This is a genomic window from Blautia sp. AF32-4BH, assembly GCF_003460565.1.
Taxonomy (GTDB): Bacteria; Bacillota; Clostridia; order Lachnospirales; family Lachnospiraceae; genus Fusicatenibacter; species Fusicatenibacter saccharivorans.
Genome location: NZ_QTVL01000001.1, coordinates 98386 through 113520, shown reverse-complemented (window position 1 = coordinate 113520; position 15135 = coordinate 98386). Strand labels below are relative to the sequence as shown.

The window sequence follows — 15135 nt, the reverse complement described above, 5'->3', positions numbered from 1 at the left end:
CTGTTTCTCCTACTTTGTGATTACCCAATTCGATTTTCTGTTTGTTCCATTTTGTACCAACACACCATTTTGCTGTAAAGAAACAAATATTCGTGAAACAGTTCTTTTGGACACACCGATCTGTTCCGCATAATACGCCTGGGTTGCAAATGGGTTCTTTTCTATAGCCTGTAACAGTTTTTCTATCTGAACCTGTTCCTTCGTTCGTGATATTTTAACGCCATCAATGCCATTTTTTGTTTTCTTGGCGTTGATTCTGGCGTTATTTGTATCGTTTTGTCCTCGATAGATATTGATACGCAAGTCAACTTCTCCACCGATAAACTCCGGTTCCTGTAGTCCAGCAGATTTTACCTTGTCTATAATTCTCGGAATCCCGCTTCCCCAATGTTCAATCAGATTCATATACGAAAAGGCATGTGCAAGGGCTTCATTCCTGATTTTGGAATAGCCTTCTTTCATACGCTCCAACGTTTGTCCCATCGGCAATTTCCCCGGCGATGTGATTTCCAGTCGGTTGTCATACACCGCAACCTGTATTGTACCATGATCCAGATAGCTGCGATGCACCACCGCGTTGATAATCAACTCACGAATTGCATCCGGCGGGATTTCATAAATATCCTGACGGTAAATGCCGACAAGCGTAGCTCCCAGATGAATATTTCGCAGAACAAACTGAAATGCTTCCTCTATTTGTTCCCACAAAGGACCCGTATATTCCCTTCGATCAACAAAAACCGCTTTCGTTGTTCCCTTAAACACACCGCACTGAATGGCAACATGAAGCCCTCCACAGCCCGTTAAGATAGCATAAGCGTTAGAAGGGTAGTCTTTTCCATCACGTTCAATCAAAATACCCCATGATCGAAGCTGCTGCTTTCCAACGTCTTTTACCGATGCTTTCTGCTCCTCATTATGGGCATTTTTGACTGCCTGCTCCTTCATCGCTTTACAAAGCGTATCAATTTCTTCTTCTGTAACACTCAGTCCAGTACATAACGCCTGATCAAAATAACGATTGCTTCCCTCAAGCATCAGCTCTTTGATCATATACTCGTCAGCAAGCCGGGTTGTTCCAGCAACACGGACATATACGCCTCTCTCTCGTCCAAGCGCTTTAATGTAATATGGCCGCTGTCTGCCTTCAGAAATTTCTGCCACAATAACCGTCTTGCCATCAACTGTCTGCAGCGTAATATCTGGAATAATTGCCGGTTCACAGCTATCCGAGACGGCATTGGCAATCGCATCCATCTTTTTGAATACATCTTCCTTGTCAAAGCCAACCACTTCTCGGGTTTTATCCGCAATTCCAAAAATAATTTTTCCTCCGGTTCCATTTGCAAAGGCAACCACAGACTTCATATATTTGATGCTCTTTTCCGGCAGGTTCTCTTTGAATTCTACGTTTTTGGATTCTCCTGCAAGAATTTCTTCTATGGTCATAAATACACCTCGCTATCCGTGTTTATTTTAATAAATCAATGCTTAAAGTTCTCTTTATATCTGTTACCTTAACATATAATTCTCATTCAAGCAATGCAGTACTTTTAAAAATCGTAATTCATTTTTTCAAGTCTGTCAATTCTATTATTTTCCTTTTCTCGCGCATGATCAGATTCAATCATAGGGCGAAAAGTACAGAATCTATTAGTCCCTTACCAACTCAAAACATCCTTAAGCATTTGTTTTACCGCTTCAAAAGTTAACCTGCTGGATATTTTTTTATATTGTGAACAGAAATCTTTGTTATAAGGAGCCACCGTTTTTAAATAGTGCATATGCACTATTTTCTTACCGAAGATGACGATCTTGATGAGGATGAATTCGAAGAAGGCTTTTACATTGACTTCTTTTAATCTATCGTCTGTTTGCCATGCCCGCCTTTGTGCGGGCTCTTTTTATCAAGAGTTCGACGGAAGTCGAACTTTCCTATTGTACAAAAAAGCAGGCACATCAAGTATCTCTACTTCATGTTCCTGCAGCACTTTGAAACGGTCTCTTTTACGTTCTTAACAGTGCGAATAAAGATAAAGTTTGACAAAATTTCGAATTTTTCCTTTCTTTTTTGACCAAAATTCATGCGGTTTTAAACGGTCTGAAACGGTCTAAAGCGGCATTTTTGCCCTGTTTTTTCCATCAAAAATGTACAAAAAAACCGCTAAAACACTGGATTTTAGCGGTTTTTCAGGTATGGACCTGAGGGGAATCGAACCCCTGTCCGAAAGCCTATTCATTCAGGCATCTCCCATTACAGTCATTCTATTAAAGGTTCCCCCGTCGGCACGCCGGATGACAGGCTTGCCGCTTCGGTAGCTTCATAAAATCTTCCATCTCCGCAAAGCTTTGGAAACGAAGTGCCCCGCATCTGTTTGATGCCAGGAGAATAGCCGCGGGAAACTATTCAGCTGACAACGCCGCACTTAGGCAGCGTACGCTACGTAATTATCGTCTGCGTTTAAATTTAGGTTCCAGGTTGATGACGCGGTCCCGGAGTCCACGAATGGCTTCCCAAACTTCAAAACCCCCGTCGAAACCAGTACAAGCCCGTGCTGGCTCTACAGACGCTTTTCTTTGATACGGGGACGCAAACAGATCGTCCCGGTGCAGTGAAAACTCTCTTTCAACTGCCGTATATTGTATTATAGTCTTTCCCCATACTTTTTGTCAAGGATTTTTAATACAGATTTTTAACTTTGAAATCTCTCTCCGCCTCACGTCTCTGATCCTTCTTTGCGATATCCTGCCGTTTATCATACAGTTTTTTACCGCGTGCCAGACCGATCTCGACTTTTACGAGGCTGCCTTTAAAATACACCTGCAGCGGAACGAGCGTGTAGCCTTTTTCCTTGATCTGCGCCTCAAGTTTGCGGATCTCATAGTCGTGCAGCAGCAGTTTCCGGATGCGCAGCGGGTCTTTATTGAATATGTTGCCCTTCTCGTACGGACTGATGTGCATGCCGTAGATGAATACCTCATCACGCTCAATGCGGATGAAGGACTCCTTGATGCTGCATTTTCCCATGCGGAGGGATTTTACCTCGGTACCGGCAAGGGAGATGCCGGCCTCGTATTTATCCTCGATAAAATAGTCATGATATGCCTTTTTATTGTTGGCAATCATTCGATTTCCTTTTTGTTTTGCCATAACTTTTTCCTCCAGGGATTTATTCTGTCTCGGTTTCTTTTTCTACATACGTAAAATCGATTGTCCGGTTGGCAGGCTCGGCGTTTCGTACACGGACACGCACCGGCTCACCAAGGCGGAATACTCTTCCGTGCTGCTCTCCGACCAGACGGTAATTTTCTTCATCAAAATTATAATAATCGTCTTTCAGTGTCATGATGTGAACGAGTCCCTCAACGGTATTTGGCAGCTCCACATAGAAGCCCCATCCGGTCACGCCGGAAATGACGCCGTCGTACTCTTCGCCGACATGCTCCAGCATATATTCGGCTTTCTTCAGCTTCACAGCCTCTCTTTCTGCCTCTGCAGCACGCTGCTCCATCGCACTCGACTGCTCCGCCACATGCTGCAAAATGGACGAATATTTGCCGATTCTGCCGCCCTTGTCGAGACGTCCCCGCAGATCATCCTTGATAATGCGGTGGATCTGCAGATCCGGGTAACGGCGGATTGGTGAGGTAAAATGGCAGTAATATGACGCTGCCAGTCCGAAGTGGCCGCTGCATTCCGGGGTATAAATGGCTCTTGCCATCGACCGGAGCAGCAGGCGGCTGATCAGCGGCTCTTCCGGGGTTCCCTCGATGCTGGTGAGAATCTTCTGCACCTCACCCGGCGTAATCTCATGGGAACGCTTTTCGACTTTGATGCCCTGTTCACGGATCAGCGTCAGCGTTGCCTCCATGCGGTCTCCGTCCGGCTTGTCATGCGTCCGGTATAAGAACGGGATTTCGCGTGTGCAGTATTCCTCTGCCACGGTCTCGTTCGCCATCAGCATGAAGTCCTCGATCATCCGTGTTGCCACGTTCGACGGATACGGGCGGATCTCCACCGGCGTCCCTTCTGCATCAAGAATTACTTTGCTCTCCGGGAATTCAAAATCAATTGCTCCGCGTTCTTTCCGACAGCTCCGGATCAGTGCAGACAGTTCCTGCATCTGGCGGAACATCGGAACCAGCTCATGATATTCCTCCAGCAGCTCCGGATGTGCTTCCGGCTCGGTCAGGATTGCATTGACGGCGGTGTAGGTCATGCGGCGGTCCACGCGGATCACCGTCTCAGCGATCTGATGGCCGATCACACGGCCTTTCTCGTTGATCGTCATAATACAGGAGAGTGCCAGGCGCTCCTGTCCTTCATTCAGGGAACAGATGCCGTTTGACAGACGCTTCGGCAGCATCGGAATGACGCGGTCCGGCAGATAGACACTGGTGCCGCGCTTTAACGCCTCACGGTCGAGGGCGGAATTTTCCTGCACATAGTTGCTGACATCAGCGATATGAACGCCAAGCGTCCACGTATCGCCCGCTTTTGTGACGGATACGGCGTCATCGAGGTCTTTGGCATCCTCGCCGTCGATTGTCACCATCTGCCAGCTTTTCAGATCGAGGCGGCCATTGTAATCGTTTGGAATTACTTCCTCCGGGCATTTTTCTGCCTGTGTGATCACGCGTGCCGGGAACTCCTCCGGGATCTGGTAAACGTCCACGACTGCCTGGATATCGACAGTCTGGATACGCGGCTTCTTCTCTGTGTCGCCGTCCTTTCCATTCTTTCTACGGAATCGGTCATCGCGTCCTCTTCTGCCCTGCTCTCCGGCGCGGCGGTCTCTTTTTTCCCGTTTTTCCGTCGTTGTGGATGCACCGCGGCTCTTCTGGTAACGGCCGTCGGAGATCACATCGATTTTTCCTTCTTTTACCAGGATTTCCATAACCTCCGCAAGCTCCGACCGTTTTGCTTTCGGCACCTGCAGCAGCATGGCAATGTCTTTCAGACGCATCGGCTCATAGTTTTTCGAGCTTACGAGATCCATGAGCAGCGTCTTGCGGTTTTTCAGCAGTTTCGAACTTCTGGAACGCGGATGGCCCGCATGACCGCCATGGTTCCCGCTGTTCTGTCCTGCATGGGACGCCGCACTGCCCTGCGGATATTTCCTCCGATCTTTTTTCTTCTTATTATCTTTCATCTATTATCTCCTCTTTGTAGAAAAAGACACCCTTACGCCTTCTCGTGGGAATAAGGATGTCTTTACTTTGCTAAAAATTCATGTTTAATACAACCGACAGTACAATAAACAGAACTGCCATGATTTTTGTTGCACGGATCAGAGTTCCTTCTGCAGAACGGCTTTTGTTTCTTCCCCAGTAAGTGTCTGAGATACCTGCGATAGCACCGAGACCCTGCTGTTTTCCTTCCTGCATCAATACAACAACGGTTAAAGCAATACAATCAATGACATAAATGACTGTCAAAATCGTTCTTAAAATTTCCACAATTACACCTCCTACGGCCAACTTATATTATTTTACCATAGCGGAAGAACGATTTCAACTGTTATTTGCCTATTTTACGCCGTTTTTCACCATTCTCTTACGCCGGTTCCCTTTTGCGGGAACGGATTCCGGTATTTCGCTTCCTCACCGAGGCGTTCCTCGATGCGGAGAAGCTCATTGTATTTCGCATTCCGCTCCGACCGGCACGGTGCTCCGGTTTTGATCTGGCCGGCGCCTGTCGCGACGGCAAGGTCTGCCAGAAAATCATCCTCTGTCTCTCCGGACCGGTGGGAAATGACGGCGCGGTACCCTGCTCTCTGCGCCATCTCCACCGCATCCAGCGCCTCAGAGAGCGTTCCGATCTGGTTTACCTTGATCAGAACCGCATTTGCCGTGCCAAGTGCAATGCCGCAGGAAAGCCTTCTTACATTCGTCACAAACAGATCATCCCCGACCAGCTGTACTCTGTTCCCGAGCGCTTCCGTCATCTGTTTCCAGCCTTCGAAATCGTCCTCGCACAGCCCGTCTTCGATGGATACGATCGGGTATTTTTCGATCAGTTCCTCATAGTAGGCAACCATTTCTGCGGTATCCCGAAATACTGTCTTTCCGCACTGACGGGATTCCCCGGGAAAGTAGTAGACGTTCCTGCTCTCCTCGTAGAGCTCGCTTGCCGCCGCATCGATCGCGATCATCACGTCGTTTCCGGGCGCATAGCCGGCTTTCTGGACCGCATTGACAATGAGCTGCAGTGCTTCATCGGAATCCTTTAAATCCGGCGCAAAGCCGCCCTCATCGCCGACAGAAGTCGAGTATCCCTTCTCCTTCAGGAGCTGCTTCAGCGTATGGTAAATCTCCGCGCACATGGAAAGACCCTCCCGAAATGAGGGAGCGCCGCACGGCATAATCATAAATTCCTGCAGATCGACGGTGTTGTCGGCATGACGGCCGCCGTTTAAAATATTCATCATCGGCACGGGCATACGGCTTGTGTGGCAGCCGCCCAGGTACTGGTACAGCGGCAGATGAAGCGCATTTGCCGCCGCGCGCGCTACAGCAAGTGAGACACCGAGAATGGCGTTTGCCCCGAGGTTTTCTTTCGTTTCGGTTCCGTCTGCCTGGCACAGGATATGGTCAATCCGCTCCTGCTCGAGCGCATTCTCGCCGACAACGGCATCGGCCAGCACGGTATTGACCGCTTCTACAGCCTTTCTCACGCCCTGCCCCAGATAGCGCACTTCCTGATCTCTTTTTTCCAGTGCCTCAAATTTTCCTGTCGATGCCCCGGACGGCACCTGGGCACGCCCCATATGGCCTTCCAGCCCGAGAATCCCCTCCCCGACGGCCACTTCCACCTCTACGGTCGGATTTCCGCGCGAATCCAGAATTTCTCTTCCTGTCACGCTTCGAATTGGTAAATATCGAAACATAGTTTTCCCTCCTGTTTTGCTGCAAAGTGAACAGTAACCAAGTTTCTTCTCTGCGTTCACAGTATGACCGTGCTATGGGAAAAATATGTTGCTCTCTCTGTCGAAACCTCTTTTTTCCAGTCCTTATTCTTTTCAAACATAAAAAACGCAATATGAAAGCCATCCGATTTTTCCATTTTCGGATGGCTTTCATAAGTTAGAACTGTGCATTGGACTGAATCCTTTCTTTTTTTGTTCTTTTGTTCTTTTGTTTCACTTTGGGGTACTTCGTTACGTTTTCTTGGGTCCATACCTTCGCTTTCTTAGTTTATGGGGTAATTCGTTATGTTCTCGGTGGTCCGTCCTCTCTTTCTGTTTTTTTCTTCCGTTTTCTTTTGTTGACTTTACTATATCAGTTTTCTCACCGTTTGTCAACACTTTATTTTGATTTTTTATCTGTTTTTCATTTTTATTCTGTCTCTTATTGCGTAATTATTTTTATTTTCAGATTATTATGATAAAATATCCCTGCCGCACCCGTTTCAAAACGAATCCGGCAGGGACATTTTCACGATTTCTCTTTATTTCTTAATCAGCAGGGATTTTCCTGTCATTTCTTTTGGCTGCTCCATTCCCATCAGCTCGATCAGGGTCGGTGCGATGTCTGCCAGGCATCCGCCCTCTCTTAACGTGTAGGATGGGTCTGCATTAACCAGAATGAACGGAACCGGATTGGTGGTATGAGCGGTGTATGGCTCGCCGGTCTCATAGTCTACAAGCTGCTCTGCATTTCCGTGGTCCGCACAGATAAACATCTGGCCGTCAACCTCTTTTAATGCATCAACTGCTTTGCCTACGCACTCATCAACAGCCTCAACTGCCTGGATTGCTGCGCTCTCAACGCCGGTATGGCCAACCATATCCGGATTTGCAAAGTTGATGATGATGACATCGTATTTCTGGGAACGGATGGCATCCGTCAGCTTGTCGCATACTTCGTAAGCACTCATCTCCGGCTTCAGGTCATAAGTAGCAACCTTCGGGGATTTCACAAGGATTCTGTCCTCACCTTTATTTGGCTCCTCAACGCCGCCATTGAAGAAGAAGGTTACATGTGCATATTTCTCGGTCTCGGCGATACGAGCCTGCGTCATGTTATGTGCTGCCAGATACTCACCGAAGGTATTGGTGATCTCTTCTTTTTTGAATGCAACGGATTTGTTCGGGATGGTCTCATCGTATTCCGTGAAGCATACGTAGGTCAGATCCAGACGTTTTTCTCTCTCAAATCCGGTGAACTCATCTGCACAGAATGCTCTTGTCAGCTCTCTTGCACGGTCCGGGCGGAAGTTGAAGAAAATCACAGAATCTTTATCCTGAATCGTTGCAACCGGTTTTCCGTCTTTTTTCAGAACGGTCGGCAGAACGAACTCATCGGTTTTTTCAGCATCATAAGAAGCCTGAACAGCCTCTGCCGCATCGGTTCCTTCTACGCCTTCCCCTTTTGTCAGAGCTTTGTAAGCCAGCTCGACACGATCCCAGCGGTTATCACGGTCCATTGCATAGTAACGGCCGGAGATCACGCCGATTTCGCCGACACCGATCTCATCCATTTTTGCCTGCAGCTGCTCAACATAGGATTTTCCGGATGCCGGAGGAGTGTCACGGCCATCCAGGAAGCAGTGTACATAAACTTTCTCGAGACCCTTACGTTTTGCCAGCTCCAGAAGTCCGAATACGTGGGTGATGTGGCTGTGAACACCGCCGTCAGAAAGAAGTCCGAACAGGTGCAGTGCGGAATTATTTGCTTTTGCATTTTCAACAGCCTTTACCAGCTCTTCATTCTCGAAGAAATCACCGTCCTGGATTGCTTTCGTGATTCTGGTCAGCTCCTGATATACAACGCGGCCTGCGCCCATGTTCAGATGGCCTACCTCAGAGTTACCCATCTGTCCGTCCGGAAGACCTACAGCAAGTCCGCTGGCCTGTCCTTTTACGTACGGGCACTGGCTCATCAGCTGGTCCATAATCGGAGTTTTTGCTTCGCAGACAGCGTTATGCTCGCATTTGTCATTCAGTCCATATCCGTCAAGAATCATTAATACGGTTGGTTTTTTACTCATTGTGAATTCCCTTCTTTGATTTAATTTTGGGGTAACAATCCAGATCCCCATCTCGATTCCGCTTACGCTGCATCTCGATGTTGCTTTTCGCCATATGAAACTCCAGAAAAAGCGCTCCTTCATGCAAGCATGATTCGCGATTTTTCTTCCATTTCGCATGGATCTGAATTGTTACATTTTGTTAGTATACCCGGATTGTCGAAGAAATCTCCTGGATCATCGACATTCCGCCTAAAATCTGCATGGCATCCTCAAAATGGCGCTCTTTGACCTCGTCCGTAATGACGACGATCTCGGCGTATTTTCCATTGACACGTTTCTGAAGCATCTGTGCAATCGAAACCTTGTTGTTTCCAAAGACAGAAGCTACCGATGCCAGCGTTCCATACCGATTTTCAATCTGCATGCGTACAAAATATTTCGACTTAATTTCGCCGACACGCTTGATCGGGCATTCCCGGTAGCATGTGCAGCCGATTCTGCCGCAGCAGTTCCATAAAATATTGCGCACGACATCGAAAATATCACCCACAACAGCACTCGCAGTCGGAAGCTCTCCGGCACCTCGTCCGTAAAACATCGTATCCTGTACGGCATCGCCTGTCAGGAATACGGCATTGTAGGAATCATTGACAGTCGCAAGCGGATGATTGCTGTCGATCAGCATCGGATGAACGCGAGCTTCGATTCCTTCCGGGGTATCTTTTGCCACGCCGAGCAGCTTGATCGTGCATCCCATCTCTTTTGCGTACTGGATATCGGTCGCCGTGATTTTGGTAATGCCTTCGGTGTAAACATCTTCAAATGTCACTCTGGAATTGAACGCTGCTGAAGCAAGAATTGCCACTTTCCGGCCGGCATCAAGACCTTCCACATCTGCGGTCGGGTCTGCTTCCGCATAACCCATGTCCTGCGCCAGACGGAGTGCATCGCCAAACTCCATGCCTTCCTGCGACATTTTTGTCAGAATAAAATTTGTGGTACCGTTGAAAATACCCATCAGCTCTGTGATATGATTGGCTGCAAGGCACTGTTTCACCGGACGGATAATCGGAATTCCTCCCGCCACGGATGCCTCGTAGAGAAAATCCTTTCCGTTTCTCTTTGCTGCCGCAAGGATTTTTTTACCCTCAGATGCCACCAGGTCTTTGTTTGCCGTTACAACATTCTTTCCTGCATCCAGGCAGGCAAGAATGTAATTCATAGCCGGCTGTTTTCCACCCATAACCTCAACAACAATCTCAATCTCCGGGTCATTGGCAATGTCCTCAAAGTTCATGGTAACGATCGACGGATCATCAACCTTTGCAGCTGCTTTTTCCACATTGCGCACGAGAATTTTTTTCAGCTCCACACGCGCTCCCAGCTTCGGAAGCATTTCCTCCTGCTGGCTTTTCAGCACTTTGTACACACCGGTACCGACGGTGCCAAGACCCAGCATTCCGATTTTAATTACTCTTTCCTCTGCCATACTCATCTCTCCCTCTTATTTCAGGGATACGATGCATTCAATTTCTACTTTTGCTGCTTTTGGAAGAGCGGCAACTGCTACACAGGAACGAGCCGGTTTGGACTCGCCAAAGAAAGCACCGTATACTTCATTTACCTTGGCAAAATCGTTCATATCGGTCAGGAAAATGGTTGTTTTCATCACTTTCGTGCGGTCAGTTCCTGCTGCTGTCATGATTGCGTCCAGATTCTTTAAAGAGAGGGTTGCCTGCTCTTCTACGGTTTCCGGGATCACGCTGCCATGCTCTACATCAAAGCCAAGCTGTCCGGAAATAAATAAAAGGCCGTTGTCTGCGACTGCCTGTACATAAGGTCCGATTGCTGCCGGTGCTTTTTCTGTATTAATGATTTCTCTTGCCATAATCATATTCTCCTTTATGCTTTCTTTCGCGTCGTCTGATTTGCCGCGTTTTTTCCCTCTATCATGCGGTTTTTCCGACACTTTTGTCGTTCCCATCATATCACATGTGGGAGATGTCCGCAAGTGCGAAAAAGCCGCTCCCGGACACAAGAAAAGTTCAGAATCGTTCATTTCACATATCCAAATTCTATTAATTCATGTATGAACGCACTCCGTCTAGGATATCTTTTGTGATATGTCGACATAACAGCAATCACTTGTTTCTTTGATAACTGTTCTGTAAGTTCGTCTGATTTTCTTAAAAAAGCCGGTAAATTCATTTGCCTTTTCCAATCAAATCATCAATCCTATTTCATTTTATCCGTCAATATCCATTTTCCTTTTCGATTAGACCCCTCACGGATAACTTTACCTTCATGCTGCATTTTTGTAAGCATACGCTTAATCGTTGCCGTAGAAACTGCAAGCGCTTTTGCTAATTCTTTCTGAGTCAGTTCCGGATTTTTATAAATCATTTCTGACAATTGAATTTCAAGGTCATCTTTGGGATCATGATTGGGGTCATTGGGATCTCGATCGAGGTCAACAGGCTCATGATTGAGATTATCGGGCTCACGATTGAGATCATTTGACCCATGATTGAGGTCATGATCTCGATTTTTGACCTCAATGACCTCATTCTGGCCGCGATAAAGATTGATGCGGAAAGCTACTTCCATATCAATAAATTCCGGTTCACGCAATCCGTATTCCTGCATAGCCTGCATAAGTTTCGGAATACCACTTCCCCATGCTTCCACAAGGTTCATATAGGCAAAAGCATTGGCAAGCGAACGATTTCGGATTTTTGAAAATCCTTCCTTCATCAACTCAATCGTTACGCCAGGAAGCAGTCCACCAGGAGATGTGATCTCCAAGCGATCATCATAAATTGCCACCTGAATATTAGAATTCTGAATGTAACTGCAATTCATAACTGCATTAACGATCAACTCACGGATACTATCCGGCGGCAGTTCATAAATATCCTGTCGATATACTCCTTCCAGCCGACATCCCATACGAATATTTCTAAGGACAAACTGCACCGCTTCCTCTACTTGCTTCCAAAGCGGTCCTTCATAATTACGTCGATCCAAAAAGACAGCTCGCGTCGTTCCCTTAAACACAGCGCACTGTATCATGGAACGGAGTCCACCTTGTCCCGTTAAATAAATATACGCATTTGTCGGATAGATTTTTTCATTCTCATCTTTTTTCAAAATTCCCCAACTGAGCAAAACATTTTTCGTTACATCTTTAACTGCTGATCGCTGAAGATTGGATTTGCAGTTGGCAATAGCAACTTCCTTCATTTGTTCACAGAGACTTTTAATATCTTCATCGGTCACTTCTATATCTCTGCGGATTATTGAATCAAAAGAGCGGGCATCGCATTCATAATATAATTCTCTTGACATATCACGGTCAGCAGGGCGTGTTGTTCCAGAAACTCGAATATATACGCCATTCTCCAGCCCCTCTGCCTTAATATAATATGGTTTCCGACGTCCCGTCCTGATTTCTGCAACAATTACAGGTTTATCATTTATATTTTGCAAATAAACATCCGGGATAATTGTAGGTTCACAACTGTCAGAAATAGCATTCGTAATCGCATCAATCTCCCGAAAAACTTTATCCTCCGGAATGCCAACAACTTCTCTTGTTTTATCGTCAATACCAAATATAATCCTCCCACCTTTTCCGTTAGCGAAAGCAACAACCGTTTTCATATATTTCATGCTCTTGTCTGGACGTTGTACTTTGAATTCAACGTTCTTGGATTCTCCAGCAAGGATTTCTTCTATTGTCATCCGATCACCTCCATGATTAAGTTTTGTCCATGATGACTCTATTATTTTGCTTTTTGCTTCCAATGTGGTTCCATTCATTTATGACTATTTTCCGTATGGTGCTTCAGATTCTGCCGCCATCAACACTGTTTCCTGATCGCTCAGATCGTATGTCACGGCTTTATGCTCTGGCTCATTAAAGGAATACGAACCACCGATACCGAAATATTTTTCAAAAAACGTTTTCAGTTTTTCAATGACTCTCTGTTTTTTCTTGGCTCTTCCGCCACCACCAAAACGAGAAATTGGCGGCATGATTTTATCTATATCCGTTCCCGCTGTTTTGATCTCTCCGTCCCGAAACGCATTCTCTATGAACTTTCGTGTGTCTTTCGGCTTCAATTTTTCTTCCACAATAATTACATTAAGATCATAATCACGCTGTTCCACAACAAATTCATGCCACTCATCCATAACATCGTCCACATCATTGATTCCTGCAATAAAGGTTTCAATAAGCTGTTTCTTGCTGCGCAGCTCCGGGCTGGCATCAATCGCTTTATTGATGGTTATCAGCACTTCCTTATCTTCACAGTGGGTATCATGATACTTCTTTACAAGCATCAGAATATAATCAATGTTGATTTCTACCTGCCGGATCAATTCAATTTCAAACACCACATCATCTGTAATATCCGTACTTTCCCGGCGTTTCCGTTTCCACTCGTCACGCAAATCCTGATAACGTCCAATGTAGTCTTGCAAATTGCGCTCAGAAATCAGCTCATTCCCCTTAAATTCGTCAAAGGAAAGCAGAAGGTTTCTCATACGAAGAATAGCACCAAACAAAGCAATAAAATCCTTCTGGTTCTGCTCTCCGACAATCTGCGGTTCTGACAGCGGAAACTTATGATTCAATTCCTCCATCAGATCCACATACCCTGGCATTGGCTTACCATCTACGGATTCATATCCGTAATAGTAATCCTTAAAGCTCTGCAGCAAAACAATGCCCCCGGCATTCTTATCCCCAAACAAGGAAATGGCACTATCTACTCGCTTCTGCAGATTTCTGAAACATACAATATTTCCAAAGGTCTTGATAGAATTCAGAATACGGTTTGTACGGGAAAACGCCTGTATCAGTCCGTGCATTTTCAGATTTTTATCCACCCACAGCGTATTCATAGTCGTCGCATCAAAACCGGTAAGAAACATATTGACTACGATCAGAATGTCCAATTCCTTATTCTTCATGCGAAGCGACACATCTTTATAATAATTCTGGAATTTATCACTTGAGGTATCGTAGTTCGTATGGAACATTTTGTTATAATCCTTGATTACTTCTTCCAGAAACTCTCTGGACGGCTGGTCGACAGATATAAAACAAGCATATCACGAAAACGTGAATTTTTCAATCCGCGCAAAAAATCACTCCGCTTCAAAACACAGAAACGAAGTGATTTCTTTTTGCACAAACTGGCACTCTCTATAGCTAAATCAAGGATTATATGTTGCATAAAAAACAGCAAAGCGCCACCAAACATCTCACTTTCAGCATTTCTGCCAAATTCACCGTGTTTGGTGGCGTCTTAGTCTGTTTTATTTATTGATTTCGTATAAAAATCAATTATTTATTGTAGTTTACGATAGCTCCGAAATCTGGTTTCAGGGATGCTCCGCCTACCAGGCCGCCGTCGATGTTCTCCTGTGCGAACAGTTCCGGTGCGGTTTTTGCGTTTACAGAGCCGCCATACTGGATACGGATAGCTGCTGCTGTTGCATCATCATAGATTTCAGCGATGCACTCGCGGATGCCTTTGCAAACTTCCTCAGCCTGCTCTGTTGTAGCAGTTTTGCCGGTTCCGATTGCCCAGATTGGCTCGTAAGCGATAACGGCTGTTTTTGCCTGATCTGCTGTTACATTCAGGAATCCAACCTTTACCTGCTGACGGATGAAATCCATCGTTACACCCTGCTCTCTCTGCTCCAGAGTTTCTCCGCAGCACATGATCGGGGTGATGCCGTGCTCGAAAGCTTTCAGCATTTTTTTGTTTACGGTCTCGCTGGTCTCTGCGAAGTATTCTCTTCTCTCAGAGTGGCCAAGTACAACGTATTTCACGCCAGCGTCTGTCAGCATAGCCGGGGAGATTTCGCCTGTGAAAGCACCTTTCTCCTCAAAATACATATTTTCAGCACCAATCTGGATGTTGGAGCCTTTTGCAGCCTCTACAACCGGGATGATATCGATGGCCGGTACGCAGAAAACCACGTCAACGTCGTCATTTGCCACCAGTGGTTTTAATGTATTAACTAACTCTACTGCCTCGCTCGGAGTCATGTTCATTTTCCAGTTTCCGGCGATAATTTTCTTTCTTGCCATGATCGTTTGATCTCCTTAGTTTTACTTATTGAAACGGTTCAGAGCCACCTCT

General features: G+C 46.2%; 12 protein-coding genes and 1 other RNA gene. All 13 read right to left on the bottom strand.

The annotated features are described in order from the left end of the window. Window positions 1-9: 9 nt before the first annotated feature. The gene (locus tag DWZ44_RS00570) at window positions 10-1449 is read right to left on the bottom strand and encodes an ATP-binding protein (protein WP_117804025.1); all 1440 of its coding nucleotides are present in this window, start codon (window positions 1447-1449) and stop codon (window positions 10-12) included. 745 nt (window positions 1450-2194) lie between these two features. After that, window positions 2195-2552: a transfer-messenger RNA gene (gene ssrA / locus DWZ44_RS00565) on the bottom strand. Window positions 2553-2680: 128 nt separating this feature from the next. Next, a complete protein-coding gene (gene smpB, locus DWZ44_RS00560; RefSeq protein ID WP_022463315.1) occupies window positions 2681-3151 on the bottom strand; it encodes an SsrA-binding protein SmpB in 471 nt (156 codons plus the stop codon). Window positions 3152-3170: 19 nt separating this feature from the next. After that, window positions 3171-5000: a ribonuclease R gene (gene rnr, locus DWZ44_RS00555; RefSeq protein WP_243001829.1), complete on the bottom strand. Its 1830-nt coding sequence runs from the start codon at window positions 4998-5000 to the stop codon at window positions 3171-3173. Window positions 5001-5223: 223 nt separating this feature from the next. Further along, complete coding sequence (gene secG / locus DWZ44_RS00550; protein WP_055226503.1) at window positions 5224-5460, bottom strand: preprotein translocase subunit SecG; 237 nt, start codon at window positions 5458-5460, stop codon at window positions 5224-5226. Between the two features lie 86 nt (window positions 5461-5546). Further along, window positions 5547-6890: a phosphopyruvate hydratase gene (gene eno, locus DWZ44_RS00545; protein ID WP_022463318.1), complete on the bottom strand. Its 1344-nt coding sequence runs from the start codon at window positions 6888-6890 to the stop codon at window positions 5547-5549. Window positions 6891-6946: 56 nt separating this feature from the next. After that, window positions 6947-7180: a hypothetical protein gene (locus tag DWZ44_RS00540; RefSeq protein ID WP_117509087.1), complete on the bottom strand. Its 234-nt coding sequence runs from the start codon at window positions 7178-7180 to the stop codon at window positions 6947-6949. 270 nt (window positions 7181-7450) lie between these two features. Beyond that, window positions 7451-8992 (bottom strand): 2,3-bisphosphoglycerate-independent phosphoglycerate mutase, encoded by a 1542-nt coding sequence (gpmI, locus tag DWZ44_RS00535; protein ID WP_022463319.1) that lies wholly within the window; start codon window positions 8990-8992, stop codon window positions 7451-7453. Window positions 8993-9173: 181 nt separating this feature from the next. After that, window positions 9174-10463: a homoserine dehydrogenase gene (locus tag DWZ44_RS00530; protein WP_117509088.1), complete on the bottom strand. Its 1290-nt coding sequence runs from the start codon at window positions 10461-10463 to the stop codon at window positions 9174-9176. A gap of 15 nt (window positions 10464-10478) precedes the next feature. Beyond that, on the bottom strand, window positions 10479-10862 hold the full coding sequence (locus DWZ44_RS00525) for a RidA family protein (protein WP_055218381.1): 384 nt from the start codon (window positions 10860-10862) through the stop codon (window positions 10479-10481). Between the two features lie 347 nt (window positions 10863-11209). Continuing rightward, window positions 11210-12718, bottom strand: a complete 1509-nt coding sequence (locus DWZ44_RS00520; protein WP_117509089.1) for an ATP-binding protein — start codon at window positions 12716-12718, stop codon at window positions 11210-11212. A gap of 84 nt (window positions 12719-12802) precedes the next feature. Then, window positions 12803-14083, bottom strand: coding sequence for a type I restriction endonuclease subunit R, EcoR124 family (locus DWZ44_RS00515; protein ID WP_416822260.1), 1281 nt, complete (start codon window positions 14081-14083; stop codon window positions 12803-12805). A gap of 247 nt (window positions 14084-14330) precedes the next feature. Further along, on the bottom strand, window positions 14331-15083 hold the full coding sequence (gene tpiA / locus DWZ44_RS00510; RefSeq protein ID WP_022463322.1) for a triose-phosphate isomerase: 753 nt from the start codon (window positions 15081-15083) through the stop codon (window positions 14331-14333). Window positions 15084-15135: the final 52 nt, after the last annotated feature.

Bases quoted from the DNA above. Each gene is read 5' to 3' on its own strand.
- DWZ44_RS00570 (WP_117804025.1), bottom strand. From the start codon at position 1,449: ATGACCATAGAAGAAATTCTTGCAGGAGAATCCAAAAACGTAGAATTC.
- smpB (WP_022463315.1), bottom strand. From the start codon at position 3,151: ATGGCAAAACAAAAAGGAAATCGAATGATTGCCAACAATAAAAAGGCA.
- rnr (WP_243001829.1), bottom strand. From the start codon at position 5,000: ATGGATCTCGTAAGCTCGAAAAACTATGAGCCGATGCGTCTGAAAGAC.
- eno (WP_022463318.1), bottom strand. From the start codon at position 6,890: ATGTTTCGATATTTACCAATTCGAAGCGTGACAGGAAGAGAAATTCTG.
- DWZ44_RS00540 (WP_117509087.1), bottom strand. From the start codon at position 7,180: ATGGACCCAAGAAAACGTAACGAAGTACCCCAAAGTGAAACAAAAGAA.
- gpmI (WP_022463319.1), bottom strand. From the start codon at position 8,992: ATGAGTAAAAAACCAACCGTATTAATGATTCTTGACGGATATGGACTG.
- DWZ44_RS00530 (WP_117509088.1), bottom strand. From the start codon at position 10,463: ATGGCAGAGGAAAGAGTAATTAAAATCGGAATGCTGGGTCTTGGCACC.
- DWZ44_RS00525 (WP_055218381.1), bottom strand. From the start codon at position 10,862: ATGGCAAGAGAAATCATTAATACAGAAAAAGCACCGGCAGCAATCGGA.
- DWZ44_RS00520 (WP_117509089.1), bottom strand. From the start codon at position 12,718: ATGACAATAGAAGAAATCCTTGCTGGAGAATCCAAGAACGTTGAATTC.
- tpiA (WP_022463322.1), bottom strand. From the start codon at position 15,083: ATGGCAAGAAAGAAAATTATCGCCGGAAACTGGAAAATGAACATGACT.